The organism is Flavivirga sp. 57AJ16 (genome assembly GCF_028736925.1).
Taxonomy (GTDB): Bacteria; Bacteroidota; Bacteroidia; order Flavobacteriales; family Flavobacteriaceae; genus Flavivirga.
This window is the reverse complement of the sequence record NZ_JAQZAT010000001.1, coordinates 79583-98223: the sequence shown is the minus strand read 5'-3', so window position 1 is coordinate 98223 and position 18641 is coordinate 79583. Positions and strand designations below refer to the sequence as shown.

16 protein-coding genes are annotated in these 18641 nt (G+C 33.4%); 6 read left to right on the top strand and 10 right to left on the bottom strand.

What is annotated here, in order from left to right; all coding sequences use genetic code 11:
- Window positions 1-56: 56 nt before the first annotated feature.
- The 8 genes from murI to PQO00_RS00330 all read right to left on the bottom strand — a co-directional run bounded on the left by murI (window position 57) and on the right by PQO00_RS00330 (window position 9175).
- Window positions 57-836 (bottom strand): glutamate racemase, encoded by a 780-nt coding sequence (gene murI / locus PQO00_RS00365; RefSeq protein ID WP_274182832.1) that lies wholly within the window; start codon window positions 834-836, stop codon window positions 57-59.
- A gap of 194 nt (window positions 837-1030) precedes the next feature.
- Window positions 1031-1531 carry an OmpH family outer membrane protein gene (locus PQO00_RS00360; protein ID WP_274182831.1) on the bottom strand — a complete coding sequence of 167 codons (501 nt, stop codon included), beginning with the start codon at window positions 1529-1531 and terminating at the stop codon, window positions 1031-1033.
- A 41-nt stretch (window positions 1532-1572) separates the two neighbouring features.
- Window positions 1573-2562, bottom strand: a complete 990-nt coding sequence (locus PQO00_RS00355; RefSeq protein ID WP_274182830.1) for an OmpH family outer membrane protein — start codon at window positions 2560-2562, stop codon at window positions 1573-1575.
- A gap of 179 nt (window positions 2563-2741) precedes the next feature.
- A complete protein-coding gene (bamA, locus tag PQO00_RS00350) occupies window positions 2742-5393 on the bottom strand; it encodes an outer membrane protein assembly factor BamA (protein WP_274182829.1) in 2652 nt (883 codons plus the stop codon).
- On the bottom strand, window positions 5326-6066 hold the full coding sequence (locus tag PQO00_RS00345; protein ID WP_274182828.1) for an isoprenyl transferase: 741 nt from the start codon (window positions 6064-6066) through the stop codon (window positions 5326-5328). The genes bamA and PQO00_RS00345 overlap by 68 nt, the downstream gene beginning before the upstream one ends.
- A 1-nt stretch (window position 6067) precedes the next feature.
- Window positions 6068-6757 carry a DUF6089 family protein gene (locus PQO00_RS00340; protein WP_274182827.1) on the bottom strand — a complete coding sequence of 230 codons (690 nt, stop codon included), beginning with the start codon at window positions 6755-6757 and terminating at the stop codon, window positions 6068-6070.
- 790 nt (window positions 6758-7547) lie between these two features.
- The gene (locus tag PQO00_RS00335) at window positions 7548-8432 is read right to left on the bottom strand and encodes an NAD kinase (protein ID WP_274182826.1); all 885 of its coding nucleotides are present in this window, start codon (window positions 8430-8432) and stop codon (window positions 7548-7550) included.
- 83 nt (window positions 8433-8515) lie between these two features.
- Window positions 8516-9175 carry a CBS domain-containing protein gene (locus PQO00_RS00330; protein WP_274182825.1) on the bottom strand — a complete coding sequence of 220 codons (660 nt, stop codon included), beginning with the start codon at window positions 9173-9175 and terminating at the stop codon, window positions 8516-8518.
- A 157-nt stretch (window positions 9176-9332) separates the two neighbouring features.
- On the opposite strand from PQO00_RS00330, the gene PQO00_RS00325 reads away from it, so the two are divergent.
- The 6 genes from PQO00_RS00325 to clpX all read left to right on the top strand — a co-directional run bounded on the left by PQO00_RS00325 (window position 9333) and on the right by clpX (window position 14995).
- Entirely contained in the window at window positions 9333-10055 is a 723-nt protein-coding gene (locus tag PQO00_RS00325) for a pyridoxine 5'-phosphate synthase (RefSeq protein WP_274182824.1), read from the top strand.
- 129 nt (window positions 10056-10184) lie between these two features.
- Window positions 10185-10949 carry an alpha/beta fold hydrolase gene (locus tag PQO00_RS00320; protein WP_274182823.1) on the top strand — a complete coding sequence of 255 codons (765 nt, stop codon included), beginning with the start codon at window positions 10185-10187 and terminating at the stop codon, window positions 10947-10949.
- Window positions 10950-11052: 103 nt separating this feature from the next.
- The gene (locus tag PQO00_RS00315) at window positions 11053-11400 is read left to right on the top strand and encodes a phage holin family protein (protein ID WP_274182822.1); all 348 of its coding nucleotides are present in this window, start codon (window positions 11053-11055) and stop codon (window positions 11398-11400) included.
- A 141-nt stretch (window positions 11401-11541) separates the two neighbouring features.
- Window positions 11542-12870, top strand: a complete 1329-nt coding sequence (tig, locus tag PQO00_RS00310) for a trigger factor (protein WP_274182821.1) — start codon at window positions 11542-11544, stop codon at window positions 12868-12870.
- Between the two features lie 141 nt (window positions 12871-13011).
- Window positions 13012-13686 carry an ATP-dependent Clp endopeptidase proteolytic subunit ClpP gene (gene clpP / locus PQO00_RS00305; protein ID WP_274182820.1) on the top strand — a complete coding sequence of 225 codons (675 nt, stop codon included), beginning with the start codon at window positions 13012-13014 and terminating at the stop codon, window positions 13684-13686.
- Window positions 13687-13762: 76 nt separating this feature from the next.
- Window positions 13763-14995: an ATP-dependent Clp protease ATP-binding subunit ClpX gene (gene clpX / locus PQO00_RS00300; protein ID WP_274182819.1), complete on the top strand. Its 1233-nt coding sequence runs from the start codon at window positions 13763-13765 to the stop codon at window positions 14993-14995.
- 276 nt (window positions 14996-15271) lie between these two features.
- On the opposite strand, the gene PQO00_RS00295 is transcribed toward clpX, so the two are convergent.
- Entirely contained in the window at window positions 15272-16870 is a 1599-nt protein-coding gene (locus tag PQO00_RS00295; protein ID WP_274182818.1) for an OmpA family protein, read from the bottom strand.
- Between the two features lie 229 nt (window positions 16871-17099).
- On the bottom strand, window positions 17100-18614 hold the full coding sequence (locus PQO00_RS00290) for a GH3 auxin-responsive promoter family protein (RefSeq protein ID WP_274182817.1): 1515 nt from the start codon (window positions 18612-18614) through the stop codon (window positions 17100-17102).
- Window positions 18615-18641 lie beyond the last annotated feature (27 nt).

Below are 18641 nucleotides of genomic sequence, written 5' to 3'. Positions count from 1 at the left end.
CTAAACGAATCATTTAAGAGATCCCTGCCTTCGCAGGAATAGGGTGGTCAATTGAGTTAAAAGTTCAAATACTCAACAACAAACTCAGAATCTAAAAGAGATTGCATGATGCTTGGATTTCCATTCGTATAAAAACAGTTTTTACTAGGCCTAGCTTTTGTATTTAATAAATTATTTTTTATCAGGATCGCTTTTGTTTGTCTAGCAACGGCCTCACCAGAATCTATGATTTTAACATGGCTAGGGAGTAGTTCAGTCAATAGGGATATTAAATAAGGGTAGTGTGTACAGCCTAAAACTAAATAATCTATGTGGGCATCAATCATTGGTTTTAGATAAATTTCTAAAAGCCCCTTCATTTCGTCAGATTGTAATTTGCCATTTTCTATAAGTTCTACGATACCTTCGCCAACTTGTTCAATAACATTTATATTATTGGCAAACATGCCAGATGTTTTAGAAAATAGGGCGCTACTTAAAGTGCCTTTTGTTGCCAAAATACCAATAGCGTTACTTTTGGTCTGCAATGCTGCTGGTTTTATGGCAGGTTCAATACCAATAAATGGCAGTTTATAAGTATTTCGAAGATAGTCTATCGCATTTGTAGTTGCTGTATTGCAAGCGACCACAATAAGTTTACAGCCTTTATTTATTAAGTGCTCCGTATTTTTAATACTTAAATTAATAATGGCTTCCTTTTCCTTTTGCCCATAGGGAGCGTTAAAGCTATCGGCTAGATATATGGTGTCCTCATAAGGTAAAAGGGTATGGATGGCCTTCCATATAGAGGTGCCACCAACACCAGAATCGAAAATGCCAATAGGTTGTATGCTCATAGAATTATATAATTCGCATAAAAATAAATAATTCAATTGGAATAACTTATTAGTCCTTTCTTTTTAGTAGAATTAATTCACCCGATACTTTCTAGTAGCATTTTCACTTTAAAGTGAAAATGATATCACGAAAATTTGGCTAATAAAAAAGCTGCCTTGAAAAAGGCAGCTTTAAGTAAATTTTATAGTGGGTTTTATATCCCCAATTCTTTTTTAACATCGTCTAAAATATCTTTCCCATCAGCAACGATTAACGTCGTTCTTTCTAAAACATACTCATATCCCAGAGCTTTAGAAACTTTGTTTATTGCTGCAAATGCTTTTTCCTGAATAGGTTTAAATAATTCAGCTTCTTTTTTTGCTAGATCTTGTCGGGCATCTGCTTGGAATTGCTGAATACGTTGTTGTTTTTCTTGAAGCTCGGCATATCTCTTTTGGTTCTCTTCATCTGTCTTTGTACTGGCCTCAGCATCAAATTGCTTTACTGTATTTTGGTACTCTGTAGCCATGGCTTGCATATCGGTTTGATATGTTTTTCCTAAAGTTTCAAGCTCGGCTTGGGCTGTTTTAGCTTCGGGCATTGCTGATATTAATTCTTGAGTATTTATATGTGCAACTTTGCTTTGGGCTTGTGTAAAGCTTATAGTTCCAATGCATAATGCAGTTGCTAATAAAAGAGTTTTAAATTGTTTCATTTGTAATAGTATTAATTAATGTGTTATAAATTGTTTTTTGTTTAAATGCTATCTTTTGTTTTTTTACGATCTTCTAAAATTTGTTTCTTTTTTTCCTCTAAGGCCTTTTTTCTATCGGCTCTTTCTTTTAATTTTTTTTGTCTATTCTCTTCAACCAGTTGCGCTTTGGTTTTTGTTTCTTCCTCTACTGTTTTAGTATCAGGTTTTGAAGCTTCGCTTTCTTGGTCATCATCTGTTTTTGTTTTATTATTTCTGGCATCCAGCTTTGCTTGTTTTGCTTTTTCCCGCTCTTCTAATATTTTTTGACGTCTTGCTTCTGCTTCTTTTTTCTTAGCTTCACGAGCAGCTAAAATTTCTTGTCTCCTTTTTTCGATAGCGCTTTCTCGTTCTGCTTTTTTATCGTCTAATGCTTTTTGGCGTTCTTCTAATTCGTAATTAATTTCCGGAACTAATTCCTCTTCTTTGGCAGCTTTGCGTTCTGCTTTAGATTGTGCTTGCTTGCGTTTTGAGGACCTTGTTATACTTCTTAGTATTTGGTCACTTAAATCGAATCGCTTTGCTGAGAACAACATAACAGCATCGGACGATTTATCAAAAATAAAATCATATTTTCTGCCTGCAGCCATATCTTGAACTGCTGCAAAAATTTGATCTTGAATGGGCTGCATCAATTGTTTTTTTTGAATAAACAAATCGCCATTTGGCCCAAAACGTTTTTGCTGATAATCAAGAATTTCTTTTTCTTCAAAAGCGATATCCTCTTCCCTTTCATCAATAAGCTCTTTTGTTAAAAGTGCTTTTTCGTTGCTTAGATCTTTTCGTTTTTGTTCAATACTTCCCAGTTTAGCACTAATTTCATTTTTCCATTTATCTGCTTTTTGATTTAATTGAGCAGTAGCCTCTTGGTATTCCGGAACATTCTCTAAAATATATTCAGTATCTATATAAGCAATCCTTACACCTCGTTGTGCGTGCATAGATAAGCTTATCATAAAAACTAATGTCAGTAAAAAAAGAACTTTATTTTTCATCTGTAATATATTTTAATTTATTGACTTATAAATTCTAAAACGACAAATGAGTTTTTTGTTTCTGCCTTTTTCGAACCGTATTTTCAAAATTAACGAATTTTAATCTTAAAAATTTTAATTCTCATGCAAAACATTATAATAGTGTTATTAGAAAATATCGTGCCAAAATAAATTTCATGCTAAAACTGCTGTCCAATAATAAAGTGAGTTTCCCATCCATGTTTCACTGTCTCTCCAGGTAAAGCATCAAACCCATGACCAAAATCTATTCCTAATAATCCAAATGCTGGCATAAAAATACGGATACCTAAGCCCGCAGACCGATTAATATTAAATGGATTGTAATCCCTAAAACTATTATAAGATGCGCCCCCTTCTAAAAAACCTAAAGCATAAATTTTTGCAGAAGCTTTTAATGTTATAGGGTAGCGAAGCTCTAAAGAAAATTTATTATAGATGGTCCCACCATCTTGGTCTGATAATGATTGATTTGGGTAGCCACGCAATTGGATAGATTCTCTGCCGTCCAAACTATAGTTTCCTAATCCATCACCACCAACAAAGAAACGTTCAAAAGGAATAACGCCCCTAGCATTATTGTAAGCTCCTAAAAGACCAAATTCGACGCTTGGTTTTAAAACTAAGTCTTTTACGATTTGAGTATACCAATCACCTTTAAAGCTTACTTTGTAAAACTCCAACCACTTGTAACGTTCTTGGTCTATTTCTGCAATTCTTGTTTGAGCATTTTCTCTTTCTGCAGTGCTGTTATTAATGTCGTCCCTTTTAGAAAGGTTAGCGTCCCGCTCATCTTTAAGCGCTTCATAATCTACGCCATTGAATAAGGAGTAAGGAATCGATAATTTAGCGGTTATACCAAAATTTGATCCTGCTGTTGGATAAATAGGGTCTACACTCGTATTATTTCTACTTAGACCAATTGTATATGATAAATTGTTTGAGTAACCATCACCAAAAGTAAATAAGCCTGTATTGTAATTGTTCAAATCATAACGTTGGTAACTAATGGCTTGCGATAAGGTGAAAAAATCATCTGGAACAGTTAAGCGTTTGGCTAAACCAAATGTAATTCCAGTGATGTTAAAACTTCTGCTTTTATCTGCGTTTCTCGTTTGTGGATTATACAAAAACTGCTTAGTATGTGATAGTGATGATGAAAACTGAACAGGTCTTTTTCCACCTAACCACGGCTCAGAAAATGAGAAACTATAGGTTTGATAAAAACGACTTGCTTGTAAACGTAAAGCTAGTTTTTGCCCATCGCCCATTGGTATTGGTTTATAAGCATCTTTTTTAAAGATATCTTTTATTGAAAAGTTATTAAAAGATAATCCAAGTGTGCCTATAAAGCCACCTCCTCCATAACCACCTTGTAATTCAATTTGACTAGAGCCTGTTTCTTTAACAGAATATTCCATGTCTATGGTACCCTCGTTAGGGTTTGGATTATTAAAGTTTGGTGAGATTTCTTGAGCATCGAAAAAACCTAATTGACCTAATTCCCTAACGGTACGTACTACATTGGCTTTTCTATATAATTGGCCAGGACGCGTTCTAATTTCACGATAAATAACATGGTCGTTTGTTTTGTCGTTTCCTACAACTGTGACACTATTGAAATAAGCCGGCTTTCCTTCAATAATCCTTATTTCCATATCAATAACATTATTATCGGCACTCACCTCAACAGGGTTTATGGTAGAAAACAAATACCCATGGTTTTGGTACTCATTCGTGATATCGAAAGCATCAGGTTTAGAATTGTCCGCAATGCGTTCTTGTAGTAGTACGCCATTATATGTGTCTCCTTTTTTAATGCGAAGTATTCTGGATAAATATTCGTTACTATAAACAGTATTACCAATAAAGGTAATATCCCCAAAAGTGTATAACTCCCCTTCATTTATATCTATTTGGAGAGATATGGTTTTGTCATCATTAATTATCAAACTATCAGATAAGATTCGAGCATCTCTATAGCCATTTTCTTTATACTTTTCTATGACACTCGATAAATCTGCCTGATAAGCAGAATCGATGAATTTAGAACGTTTAAAGATTCTTAAACGATTTATTTTTTTAGTGCTTTTCATACTTTTTCTAAGCTTTTTATCACTTAAAACAGTATTGCCATTAAAAACAATGTCTTTAATTTTAACTTTTTCGCCTTTATCAATGTTAAGTACCATATTAACGCGTGCCGTTTGAATAGAGTCTTTTACATCTACGGTATTGATATATACCTTGGAGTTTAAATAACCTTCTTTTTTATATTTGTTAGTCAAAAAGTTTTTAGTAGTAGTTATAAGGTTTTCAGTTACTTTGGTGCCTTTTTTTAATTTGTTTTCTTCAATTATTTTTTCCTTTTTAGACTTTTTTACACCGTTTATTTTTAACTCGTTAAGTTGTGGTAAATCGGATAGTCTTATTTCTAAAAAAGCAGTGTCCTTTTCTATTTTAGTAACATAAACTTCAATGTCACTAAATAGCTTTGAGTTCCAAAGTTTTTTAATAGCTGTACTAATATCTTCACCGGGAATGGTTATTTCCTTTCCTTTTCTTAAGCCAGAATAAGTGACTATTGTTTGTTCGCTAAATGAGCTGTTTCCAGAAACAGTAATATCTCCTAAAGTATACTTTTTACCATTTTGATAATGTAATTCCTGTCCTTGAATATTAAAGCTGCTTACAAAAAGTAATAGTACTATGAAGTGCTTTGTATGTGCTGCTAAAAATGAAGTATTAGCTAAGTTGTTCACTTGTTTTCCCAAATCGTCGTTCTCTTTTTTGATATTCAATAATAGCTTCATACAAATGCTGTTTTGTAAAATCTGGCCACAATACATTTGTAAAATATAACTCTGCATATGCTATTTGCCAAAGCAAAAAATTGCTTATACGCTGCTCCCCACTTGTTCTAATTAGTAAATCCACATCTGGCAAATTATGCGTGTAAAGATGCTCATTTATAATCGATTCATCAATTTTTTCGGGCGAAATTATATTATTTTTAACTTTAATACTAATTTCTTTAACAGTGTTTTGTATTTCTTCTCTAGAACCATAGCTTAGAGCAAGGGTTAAAGTCATTCTTTTATTGTCCTTTGTATGGTCAATAACATCGTGAAGCTCCTTGTAAACTTTTTTAGGAAGTGTATTCAAATTCCCTATGGCCATAAGCCTTATATCATTGTCTTGAAGCGTTTTTATTTCTTTTTTTAAAGAGGACACTAAAAGCTTCATGAGGGTTTGTACTTCTAATTTTGGTCGGTTCCAATTTTCGGTAGAAAAAGCGTAAAGAGTCAAGTTTTCAATGCCAAGTTCTGCACAGGCCTCAACAGTTCTCCTCACAGATTTTGTGCCATTTTCATGACCGAAAGCACGCATCATACCTTGTTGTTTTGCCCAACGTCCGTTGCCGTCCATTATAATGGCAATGTGCTTTGGTAGTCTTTTGGTTTCTATACTTTCTTTTAAATTCATTTTAATTGCCTGGGCAGTAACAGGGGTTTTCTCCAAATGTATATGTTAAGGTTATCCCCGAAAACATATACCAGTCGTTATTATTTATATTCCCGAATCTATGTTGTTGGTTAGATTGATTATTTGGAAGACTTCCGTCAAGTGCATCAGAAAATGTATAGCGGGCACCAACTTCTATACCTAGAATAATATGGTCCATAAAAGAAGCTTTAAAGCCTAGTGCCATAGGAATACCATATGCCCAACTTGAGGTATTTTCGGGAGTTTGTACACCATTTAAAAAATAATGATCGTCATGTTTAGCTGCACTTATGCCTGTATATAGGTAGGGTGTAGCTACTTTTTGTCCAGAATGTAAATCGAAATCTAGAAACGTAAATTCTATTCCCAATGAAATTTCCATAATGTTACTTGAAAAATCATAATCTCTTTGAATACGCCTTGGGTCGTCAGATTTTGAGTCCATAGCTTTTAGTTCACTAAAAATGACAGATGCTCTATAAGAATGCCTCTTACTTCTATTCCATTTATAAATGCCCCCAATGGCTAATTGATTTGGTGAAATATAGTCGGTAGCACCTACATCTCCAATAAAATTACTTCCTCCTGCAAAAATACCTATTTCGTTAATTTGAGAGAAACTAAAATGAATGCTTAAAATACTTAATATTAATACGGTTAAATGCCTCATAAATATTCAAAAGTTTGCAAATATAATAAATAAGATTAGCTCAATACCAATTAAACTATAAAACACTACATATAATTCGTTTCTTTTTGCCTATATCACTTCAAAAAATATAAATAATCAATACAAAACTTATATTATATTCATTAACTAAGCAAAAAATAAATTGAGCTAAATTGTATTAGTGTAAAACAGTATTTCTTATGAATTATTGTCTAACCCGCTTATGCATTGGAGATCCCCTGCCTACTGGATGGCTCGACCCTCGATCTTTTAGGTGCTGCAAAAACTGGCACTGCGCTACGTTTTTTAATTTCCCGATTTCTCGGGAACAGGCCACGCCGTGCTATACTAATACCAATTAAGAATTAAAATACGCAATTCAAACACATTCATTAATTCGTTTTATCACTTTACTCCTCATTTCCATAGCTTAGGCTATGCAAATAACACGCAGCTGGCTAAAACAAATAAGCAATGTCGTTTTCAGTAGCTCATTTTAATTCATAATTGGTATAAATACCAAATAAACTTCAAAATAACGGGTTAAATCCGTTTAGCTCACTATCTTTATTTTTATAAAAGGAGTTCAAGAATCTTCGATTACCATTAAATTTCAATAAAAAACATAACCATAATTAGGCTATGCATATGTTTTTTATCACATCTAAAGAAAATATAAATCAAATTTATTACCAGTCATTTTAAAATTCATTTGGTATAAAATTAAGAAGCCCCTGTTTTTATTGGATCCGGAAGCTTCATAACACAAAGTGTCAATGCATAGGCAAGTTTAATTGCGCTTATCTTCCCCCCAAAGAAGTTTTTTTCTGAGCGTATCTAAAAAGCTTTCATCTAAAAGGTCGATCATTTTAATTTTAAAGTCTGCTTTTTTGATTTTGATGATGGTACCATTATCTAATGTTGCGATTCTAGAGTCTAAAGAGACCAAATGGTTTTCTTCCCGTCCATCAACCTTTAGTTGTATTTCTGTTGAATCGGGAATTATTAGCGGGCGGGCACTTAAATTATGAGGTGCTATAGGTGTTATAACAAAACTATTGGTACCAGGTGTAATTACAGGGCCGCCACAACTTAATGAGTAGCCCGTTGAGCCAGTCGGTGTAGAAATTATTAAGCCATCACTCCAATAAGAGGTAAGATATTCACCATCTAAATGCGTTTCAACAGTAATCATGGAAGTGGTGTTTTTTCTACTTACAGCTATTTCGTTTAGGGCAAAGTTAAGTGCTGTTATATGTTCGTTTTCCGGAACGGTTTCTATTGAAAGCAAACTGCGTTCCGATATTTTATAATGTCCGTCAATAATGTTCTGTATAGCATGCTCAATAGCGTCTACTTGTATAGTTGCCAAAAAACCTAAACGGCCCGTATTGATGCCTATTATAGGGATGTCAATATCTTTTACAAAAGTAATAGCTCTTAAAATAGTGCCATCACCTCCAACACTAACAAGGAAATCAAAGGTTTTGTCTAATGTGTCGAATGTCTTAAATGAAGCAAAGTCTTTTATATTAGGGGATTCATTAAGTATAATGTTAAAAAACTCTGTTTCAATATAAGCGTCAATATCTTTTTTTAATAAATAATTAAACAGCCTTTCTACAGAAGTAGTTGTGGTTTTATTGTAGAATCGTCCAAAAATAGCAACTTTCATGTATTAGTTTTTATCGTTTTTGTTGGTCGCACGTAACCTGTAACCATTTTATTTATGAAATGATCATAGGGAAAGTTCATTCTTTACATGTTCAAGTATTTATTCAAATAATCCGATCGGTCTTTAAGACTCTCAATATAGCTGTCCTCTTCATGACCTGATACAATATTATAGCTATATCTACGAAAAGTTTGAATGATTTCATTAAGCCCAGTGCTACCTATTTTAATGGTGACCTGCACAACGTCATTTTTTATTTTTGAAACAAAAGCGCCTAAAAGTTTACCGTTGTTGGATTCTACTATCTGGCTTATCTCACTAAATGAGTAATCGTTAATTCCTTTTTCGACAACTAAAACACCTCCAGCTTCAAAAAAGAATGGCGATTCATTAAAAAGGCTAATAATATCATTAAGTTCATAATAACCTAAATAATTGTTGTTTTTATCTAAAACAGGCATGATATTAGTCGAATTTTGAGCAAAAGCTTCCAACACATCTAACCAAAGCGTACTATCTTTTACGAAAAAATCCTCGATGGAATAAAGATAGTCACTGATAAGTTTATCGCTTTCAAAGCAATGCGCATCCGTTTCGAAAAAAGAGCCTAAAAAAATGCCATTCTCATCTTTTATAGGAATGTGAGAATAGGTTGATTGATTGAATAGCAATTGTAATTCCTTTATTTTACTAGTGCTACTTAATGGTTTTACGTCATTTATAAGGTATTCTGAAAGTTTCATTGTTCAGCTTTATGAGTATGCAAATTAATTAAAAAAATAGTATATAAGCCTGTTCTACTTTGTATTTTTGCAGATCACATTTAAACTTTCTGCTCTAAAGCGAAAATTAGAGGTTCAATCAGAAAATTTAAATGATTTCTATTTTTAAAATTCATACATGACAAAATTAAGTGTAAATATTAATAAGATTGCTACTTTAAGGAATTCCAGAGGTGGTGATGTGCCAAATGTGGTTCAGTTTGCCAAAGATGTGCAACGTTTTGGTGCCGAAGGCGTCACGATACATCCTAGGCCGGATGAACGCCATATACGTTATCAAGATGCACGCGATTTAAAAACAGAAGTTTATACAGAGTATAATATTGAAGGGAATCCAGTAGATTCTTTTGTGGAACTAGTCTTAAATGTAAAACCAACCCAGGTGACATTGGTGCCGGATGCTGTCGATGCTATTACCAGTAATGCCGGTTGGGATACTATTAAGCATAAAGATTTTTTAGTGGATGTCATTAAAGAGTTTCGGCAAAACGGGATAAGAACTTCTATTTTTGTAGACCCTGTTCTAGAACAGATTGAAGGCGCTAAAGCTACGGGAACAGATAGAATTGAATTATATACAGAAGCTTTTGCGCATCAATACAGTTTAGGGAATGAAGATGCTATAAAACCTTATGTAAATAGTGCCGTGTTGGCAAATAGTTTAGATTTGGGCGTGAATGCGGGACACGATTTGTCGTTAGATAATATTGAATTTTTTAACAAAAATATTCCTGATTTATTAGAAGTTTCCATAGGACATGCTTTAATAGCTGAAAGCTTGTATTTGGGGGTCGAGAATGTGATTCAAATGTATTTACACAAATTGAAGTCCCAATCTTAATCTTTCCCAAAGGGAAAGAAACTCTGCCGAAAACATGACGGAATCAAGCAGATAGATTTGAAAAAAAGATTAAAAAAAGTGAATAATTACGTAATAGTTTCCCTCCTTTGGAGGGATTAAGGGAGGATTATGGTATTACATTCAAATATAACAGGGGAAGGTCGGCCATTCGTAATTCTTCATGGCTTTTTAGGAATGAGCGATAACTGGAAAACACTTGGGCGTCAATTTAGCGAGCATCATTTTCAGGTTCATTTGGTAGACCAGCGTAATCATGGGCGTAGCTTTTGGGATGACCATTTTAATTACGAAGTGCTTGCAGAAGACCTAAAACACTATTGCGATACTCATAATCTTAATAATATTATATTATTGGGACATTCAATGGGAGGCAAAACGGCCATGTTATTTGCAACGCAATATCCAGAAATAGTTTCGAAATTAATTGTTGCAGATATTTCTCCACGCTTTTATCCCATTCACCATGATGCCATTTTGGAAGGTTTAAGTGCGTTGGATTTTGATGTGATTAAGAGCAGGGGGGATGCAGATGATTTATTAAGTAATTATGTGTCAGATTTTGGAACCCGTCAATTTTTATTAAAAAACCTATACTGGATTGAAAAAGGCACATTAGCGCTACGTATAAATTTAGAAGTTTTAAAAGAAGAAGTAGGAGAGGTAGGAGAAGCCTTGCCAAGTTATGCTAAGTTTGAGAAGGACACCTTGTTTTTACGTGGAGATAGATCGGAATATATAGGCCCAGAGGATGAAAGCGTGATTTCTAATCATTTTACCAAAGTTGAAATTACTACTATTTCCAATTCGGGACACTGGTTGCATGCCGAAAACCCAAAAGACTTTTTTGAGGCTGTTATGCAGTTCGTGGTATAATTTTATGTATATTTAAATGATGTATAATAAAAAACCAACGACTATATGAAACATTTATTATGCACATAATGTCTAATAGGTAAGACCCATTTAATATAAGCAAATGAATCTCATAATCAAACTCTTATTAAACGCCGTAGCTGTATTTGTAATAGCATATTTTTTAAAAGGGGTGCATGTAGATGGCTACGTAACAGCTCTTATTGTAGCTATTGTGCTATCGGTATTGAATCTGCTTGTGAAACCTATTTTAGTTATTTTAACGCTGCCAATAACCATAATTACCTTAGGCTTGTTTCTATTGATAATTAATGCTTTGATTATTTTATTGGCCGATAATTTAATTGATGGTTTTTCGGTAAGTAGTATTTGGATAGCGGTGTTGTTTAGCATACTGCTTTCTTTTTTGCAATCGATACTTCATTCACTTTTAAAAGACGATAAAAAATAGCTTTGAATCAAGCGGTTAAAAACTTTGTTGGGATGTAAAAATATTATATTTTTGCATCCCAATTTTGGTTACATAAATTTTAGTTTTCTAAAAGAAAGCTTTATTGTTAAATGCCTGATACAAGGCTTTATATAATTTGAAATGAATATTACAAGAGAAAACGTTGATGCATTAAATGCTGTTGTAAAAGTAGATATCGCTAAAGAAGACTATAGTGATAAAGTTGAAAAAATCTTAGTTGACTATCGTAAAACAGCGAATATCCCTGGTTTTAGAAAAGGGCATGTGCCAATGGGAATGGTTAAAAAACAATACGGAAAGGCTGTTTTGGTAGATGAGGTCAATAAGTTGTTACAAGAGGCTTTAAACAAGTACCTTACAGAAGAAAAGCTGGATGTATTGGGACAACCTTTACCAAAACAGCAAGATGGCATTAATTGGGATGCTGATGAATTTTCTTTTGAATTCGAATTAGGCCTAGCACCAGAATTTGAAGTAAACTTAAAAGGTAAAAAAGCGATTACGCAATATAATATTATTGCTGACGATAAAATGATCGATGAGCAGGTTGAGCGTATTCAGAAACAATATGGGAAGTTAGTGCCTCAAGATGTTGTTGTAAAAGACAGCGAAATTACCGGTGTTTATAAAAATGAGGAAAAAGAAATTGATAATACAGTCACTTTAACTTTAGATAAATTTAAAGGAAAAGCTACCGAGAAACAATTTATAGGGGCCAAAGTTGGTGACGTTATTACTTTAAAAACCAAAGGACTTTATGATGATGAGCACGAATTAATGCATGCTTTAAAATTGGATCATGATGAAGTACATGGTTTGGATATTGAAGTAAACTTTACGATTACAGAGATTAATGAACGTGAGTTGGCAGATTTAGACCAAGAGCTGTTCGATAAGCTTTTTGGAAAAGATACGGTCACTACAGTTACAGAATTAAGAGCCAAGATAAAAGAAGATGCCGAAAAGCAATTTGTGCAACAAGCAGACCAGAAGCTTTTAAATGATGTGACAGAGTATTTAATTGAAAGCACTAAGTTTGATTTGCCTGCCGAATTTTTAACAAAATGGATGCAAACTGCTGGCGAAAAGGAAATGGATGAGGTGCAGGCAAGAGAAGAGTACGAAAAATCGGAAAAAAGTTTACGCTATCAATTAATTGAAGGGAAACTAATAACCGATAATAATGTTCAAGTAACCATGGATGATATTAAAAATCATGCTAGGGAAATGATTAAAGGGCAAATGGCTCAATTTGGCCAAATGAATCCTTCTGATAAAGAATTAGACGACATTGCTGCACGCGTATTGTCAAACCAAGATGAAGCACGCAGAATTTCAGAGCAATTAATTAGCCAAAAATTATTAGCAGTTTACAAAGAAAAAGCAAATATCAAGGTTAAAGAATTAAGCTATGAAAAGTTTGTAAAAGAAGTTTATGGTGATAAATAAGTAAAGAATAATTCCTTATATTTAAGCGCTTAAATCTACGGGTTTAAGCGTTTTTTATTCAAAAATAAAGAATTTTTAAAATAGGTTTTTTGCCATTTATATGTTAATCAGGCAATTATCGAATTAAATATTAAAAAGACTATGGATTACGCAAAGGAATTTGAAAAATTCGCGATAAAAGATCAAGGTATTAACAGCACATATTACAATAAAATTATAAGTAGTATGTATCCAACTAGCTTAACACCAAACATTATTGAAGAACGTCAAATGAACATCGCTATTTTTGATGTATTTTCTCGTTTAATGATGGATCGTATTATTTTTATGGGAACAGCTATTAACGATCAGGTCGCTAATATTATACAGGCACAATTGTTGTTTTTAGAAAGTGTTGACGCTTCAAAAGATATTCAGATTTATATTAATTCTCCAGGAGGGAGTGTTTATGCCGGATTGGGGATTTATGATACGATGCAGTTTATAAAACCAGACGTAGCAACTATTTGTACTGGAATGGCAGCCTCTATGGGAGCTGTTTTGCTATGTGCTGGAGAGAAAGGAAAGCGTAGTGGCTTAACGCACTCAAGGGTTATGATACATCAGCCATTAGGGGGAGCACAAGGGCAGGCGAGTGATATTGAAATTACAGCTAGGGAAATCCTGATCTTAAAAGAAGAACTTTATAAAATTATTAGTAAGCATTCGGGACAAGATTACGACAAAGTCTATGAGGACAGTGATCGAGATTATTGGATGAAAGCAGATAAAGCTAAGGAATACGGTATGATTGATGAGATTTTATCGCGTAATTAAGTAAAAAAATCGTAATTTAGTTTATTGTTATTGAGGGATCTGTAGCAATTTACACCCAGAAAATAGATATAGATTAATGGCAAAAGAAGAATTAGAATGTTCGTTTTGTGGTAGAAAGAAACCCGAAACTAATTTATTAATAGCAGGTTTAGATGCTCATATATGCGATAGATGTATAGAGCAGGCACATGGTATTGTAATCGAAGAATCTAAACAAAGTGACAGTAGTGACTTATCTGCGGAGTTAAAACTTCGTAAGCCACAGCAAATTAAAGCATTTCTTGATGAATATATTATTGGTCAGAATATGACTAAAAAAATAATGTCTGTGGCCGTTTATAATCATTATAAGCGTTTATTACAGCCTCTTTCTAAAGATGATATAGATATTCAAAAAAGTAATATCATTATGGTAGGGCAAACAGGTACAGGAAAGACTTTAATGGCAAAAACGATTGCTAGAATGTTAAATGTACCATTGGCCATAGTTGATGCTACTGTTTTAACCGAAGCAGGTTATGTTGGAGAAGATGTGGAAAGTATTTTAACACGTTTATTGCAAGCGGCAGATTATAATTTAGAAAAAGCAGAAAAAGGGATTGTTTTTATTGATGAGATCGATAAAATTGCCCGTAAAAGTGATAATCCATCTATTACTCGTGATGTTTCTGGAGAAGGGGTACAACAGGCGCTATTAAAGCTTTTAGAAGGCACTGTTGTTAATGTACCGCCTAAAGGAGGACGTAAACATCCAGACCAAAAATTCATCGAAGTTAACACAGAAAATATTTTGTTTATAGCAGGAGGGGCCTTTGATGGGATTGATCGTATTATCTCGAAACGTTTAAATATGCAGGCAGTAGGTTACAGCGCTTCAATGTCTGATGATGTTGTAGATCAAGATCACCTGCTCCAATACATTATTCCGAAAGATTTAAAAGACTTCGGATTAATTCCTGAAATTATAGGTCGTTTACCAGTGCTTACCTATATGGATCCTTTAGATGCAGATACTTTAAGAGCGATTTTAACCGAGCCTAAAAATGCCATCATCAAACAATACAAGAAGTTGTTTGAAATGGATGATATTGATTTTACTATAACAGATGGCGCTTTAAACTTTATTGTAAACAAAGCGATTGAGTATAAATTAGGAGCCAGAGGGTTGCGTTCGCTTTGCGAAGAAATATTAACAGATGCTATGTTCGAGTTGCCTAGTAGTAATGAGAAGAAGTTAAATGTAACTAAAGTGTACGCCGAGGATAAATTAACGAAAACAACTTTAAAGAAACTAAAAGCAGTTTCATAAAAATTAAATTGTCTAGTATAAAAAAACCACGCTATTTAGCGTGGTTTTTTATTTTATGGATGTTAATTAATAAAAGACATTATGGACGAATTTTTCACAGTGTTTTTAAAAACTTCATTAAAAGTATGCTTAATTGAATGGTACACAAAACTTTTTTTTGGCTTTTAGATGATTAGACGAAATACTCGTTTAAAAACTGTTGCTGTTGTATTTAATCGGAATTAAAGGCGTGTTCAGAAAACGTCGTTATACCAATTGTTAATTGATTTAGCTATGTTATTCTAAAATAACAAATTCTACGCGCCTATTTGTTTGTAAATTTTCTTTGGTACAATCATTTTTACAATCAATTTTTGGTTTAGTCTCACCGTAGCCTTTAGATTGTAATCTGTTTTTGTTAATACCATTATCTGTTAAATACGTTACAGCCGATGCAGCACGTTTCTTGGACAAGTTTAAATTATATGAATCTCTACCCTTGTTATCGGTATGGGCATTAATAACTAATTTTATTTCAGGATGCGCTTTTAATACTTTAACAACTTTGTTTAAAGAAATAAAAGACGCTTCTTTGACGCTCCATTTATTAAAATCGAAATAAATGTTTTCTAAAACAATTCTTAACTCATCTTCAACTTTCGTAATTACAGGTTCGGTAGTCAGTAATTCTAAATCTTTGGTATAAGCTGTATTATAACTTCTCGTAGTTATAAAATTAAAATCACCATCTTTAAATCCGTCCTTTTGTGTTACAATACTGTACGATTCAAAAGGTATAACATCAAACTTATAGGTAGCATTCGCTTTGGTTAATTGCCTGGAAATTTCATGACCTTCATCGTCTTTTAGAATGACTAAGGTGTTAGGGAGTTTTATTTTAGTTTCTAAATCCAATACTTTACCTTTAATGGTTTGAATAATCTCATCATTAGTTGCCGTATAAATATCGAAACCACCTTTCCCACTTGGTCTGTTTGAAGATACATATCCTTTGTTTTTTGCCGCTAAGAAATAAGCAATTTCATCATATGGGGTATTAATGGTACTTCCCATATTTCTTGGCGTTCTGTAGCCGCTGCTTAAAATTTTACTTATAAAAAGATCAAAGCCTCCCATATTATCATGGCCTTTAGACGAGAAATATAAATATTTAGAATCCATAGAAAGAGACGGATATTTTTCGTCTAAAAGAGTGTTAATAGTGCTTCCTAAATTTTCTGGGGTACTTAAAGTCCCATCTGTATTTATATTTGAAACATAGATGTCGTAACCCCCAATAGATTCTGGCATATTCGATGAAAAATATAGCTTATCGCCTTTAGGGCTCATAAAAGGATTTTCTATTGAAACGTTCTTTCTATTAATATTTAATAGTTGTTCATTGATCCAATTACCATGCGAGCCTTCTTCTAAAACAGCTTTATACAATTTATACTCCATGGAGTTTTCTTTACTACTTCTGGTGTAATATACCGTTTTTTGATCTGGGGTGAATGTTAATTGGTCTTCGCTATCTCTGGTATTAAGTATTCTAGAAAATAATAATGGTAAGCTTAGCGAACCATTTTTACGAATGTCCAAGCAAAATAAATCTTTATACGCCTCATTGGTGTTAGGGTCTATTTTTGCTAAACCACCAAGTTTTTTCGAGGAAACCATAATAAGTTTATTTCTAAAAAAACCCGAACCTATTTCGGAATATTTAGTATTAACACCAGCATCTAAAAGTTCAAAATCGAATCCATTCGCATCAATGGCTTTTGATGTAGGCAAATTGTCCAATGAAAAATTATTTGATGTTATTAAATTTGAAGTTCCTTGGCTAATGGCCATATTGGAAATAAGGAAAATAAAAAGGCATAACTTAGCTTTCATCTTTTAGAGGGGTTTGAGAGGTTAGGATTAATTAGGAACCAAATGTAACCCATAACCCAAGTTTTGAGAGAATTTCTTGGATCAATCGTCATTTAATTCGTTAATTCTAAATAATTCCCCGAAGGCTCTGCCTCGGGCCTGTCTGCCGACTAGGTAGGGATAGTCTGTTTCAAGAATTTTTTTATTTAATGATTTCGCAGGATATTTTGATAGGAGATTATAGACAGGTTTAATAATTTAAACGGAGCAGGTCGTCCATATAATCACGTGTATTAGAAAGCCTGGGTACTTTATGCTGTCCGCCCAATTTGTTATTTTGTTTTAGCCAATCATAGAACAAATGCTCTCTGGCGATATTAATTTTAGGCTTATTAAGTGTTATGTTATTGTAGCGTTTGGCTTCGTAGTCGGAGTTTAAGGCTTTTAAAGCATTATCAAATAACTCATTAAAATAATGGAGGTTTTTTGGTGGTGTTTTAAATTCAATAAGCCATTCATGAGCTCCTTTTTCTTTGCCTTCCATAAATATTGGAGCTGCTGTAAAATCTACAATTTCGGATTTAGTACGTTTGCATACTTTTTTTAAAGCGTTTTCGGCATTTTCAATAATGAGTTCTTCACCAAAAACATTAATATGATGCTTGGTTCTGCCAGATACTTTTATTCTGTAAGGGCTTAATGATGTAAACCTAATGGTATCACCAATTTTATAACGCCATAATCCGGCATTTGTCGTAATAATTACAGCGTAATTTTGATTTAGCTTGACCTCGCTTAAGGGCATGGCCTTTTCTTCATTAGTCGCATAAATATTCATAGGAATAAACTCATAGAAAATCCCATAATCAAGCATCAATAATAATTCATCAGAGTCGTTTTGATCTTGAATGGCAAAAAAACCTTCCGAAGCATTATAGATCTCATAATACTTAAAATCGTTTTTTAGAAGAATTTTTTTGTATTGATCTTTGTATGGAGTAAAGCTAACCCCTCCATGAAAATAGACTTCTAAATTAGGCCATATGTCATGAATGTTTTGTTTTCCAGTTGTATCTAAAACATTATTAAGTAGCACGAGCATCCATGAGGGGACACCGGCAAGACTCGTTACATTTTCATTTATAGTCTCATCTACAATAGCTTGCATTTTGTGTTCCCAATCGCTCATGAGTGATACTCTGTTGCTCGGTGTGCTACTAAATTCTGCCCAAAAAGGCATATTATCAATTAGGATGGCTGATAAGTCGCCAAATACCGTACCGTTTTCTTTGTACAACTCTTTACTTCCACCCAAGCGTAAGCTCTTTCCTGTAAACAATTGAGAATCTTCATTGTTATTAAGATACATACATAATAGATCTTTGCTAGCAGCATAATGACAATCTTCAAGCGATTCTGTACTTACTGGAATAAATTTGCTTTTAGCTCTGGTCGTGCCACTAGACTTTGCAAACCATTTTATAGGGCCGGGCCAAAAAATATTGGTTTCCCCTTTTCGGGAACGCTCAATAACGTCCTGCCAACCTTCGTAATTTTTAATGGGAACACGTTCTGAAAATGTTCTGTAGTTCTTAATGGAAGCAAAGTCATACTCTTTGCCGATTTCAGTGTCTTTAGCAATGTCTATAAGGTTTAATAGTAACTCATTTTGTACTTCGTTAGGATATTTTAAAAATAATTCTATTTGATGGAATCGCTTTTTAAGGAACCAAGAAGCAATGGAATTTACTATCGGTATTGGCATATTTATTTTATCTTTAAGATTTTAAAA

What these genes read in the sequence shown, in the direction of transcription:
- PQO00_RS00295 (WP_274182818.1), bottom strand. Translation starts at nt 16,870, where the DNA reads ATGAAAGCTAAGTTATGCCTTTTTATTTTCCTTATTTCCAATATGGCC.
- PQO00_RS00315 (WP_274182822.1), top strand. Translation starts at nt 11,053, where the DNA reads ATGAATCTCATAATCAAACTCTTATTAAACGCCGTAGCTGTATTTGTA.
- PQO00_RS00345 (WP_274182828.1), bottom strand. Translation starts at nt 6,066, where the DNA reads ATGAATTTAAAAGAAAGTATAGAAACCAAAAGACTACCAAAGCACATT.
- PQO00_RS00325 (WP_274182824.1), top strand. Translation starts at nt 9,333, where the DNA reads ATGACAAAATTAAGTGTAAATATTAATAAGATTGCTACTTTAAGGAAT.
- PQO00_RS00335 (WP_274182826.1), bottom strand. Translation starts at nt 8,432, where the DNA reads ATGAAAGTTGCTATTTTTGGACGATTCTACAATAAAACCACAACTACT.
- bamA (WP_274182829.1), bottom strand. Translation starts at nt 5,393, where the DNA reads ATGAAGCTATTATTGAATATCAAAAAAGAGAACGACGATTTGGGAAAA.
- PQO00_RS00330 (WP_274182825.1), bottom strand. Translation starts at nt 9,175, where the DNA reads ATGAAACTTTCAGAATACCTTATAAATGACGTAAAACCATTAAGTAGC.
- tig (WP_274182821.1), top strand. Translation starts at nt 11,542, where the DNA reads ATGAATATTACAAGAGAAAACGTTGATGCATTAAATGCTGTTGTAAAA.
- PQO00_RS00290 (WP_274182817.1), bottom strand. Translation starts at nt 18,614, where the DNA reads ATGCCAATACCGATAGTAAATTCCATTGCTTCTTGGTTCCTTAAAAAG.
- PQO00_RS00360 (WP_274182831.1), bottom strand. Translation starts at nt 1,531, where the DNA reads ATGAAACAATTTAAAACTCTTTTATTAGCAACTGCATTATGCATTGGA.
- PQO00_RS00340 (WP_274182827.1), bottom strand. Translation starts at nt 6,757, where the DNA reads ATGAGGCATTTAACCGTATTAATATTAAGTATTTTAAGCATTCATTTT.
- murI (WP_274182832.1), bottom strand. Translation starts at nt 836, where the DNA reads ATGAGCATACAACCTATTGGCATTTTCGATTCTGGTGTTGGTGGCACC.
- clpX (WP_274182819.1), top strand. Translation starts at nt 13,763, where the DNA reads ATGGCAAAAGAAGAATTAGAATGTTCGTTTTGTGGTAGAAAGAAACCC.
- PQO00_RS00320 (WP_274182823.1), top strand. Translation starts at nt 10,185, where the DNA reads ATGGTATTACATTCAAATATAACAGGGGAAGGTCGGCCATTCGTAATT.
- PQO00_RS00355 (WP_274182830.1), bottom strand. Translation starts at nt 2,562, where the DNA reads ATGAAAAATAAAGTTCTTTTTTTACTGACATTAGTTTTTATGATAAGC.
- clpP (WP_274182820.1), top strand. Translation starts at nt 13,012, where the DNA reads ATGGATTACGCAAAGGAATTTGAAAAATTCGCGATAAAAGATCAAGGT.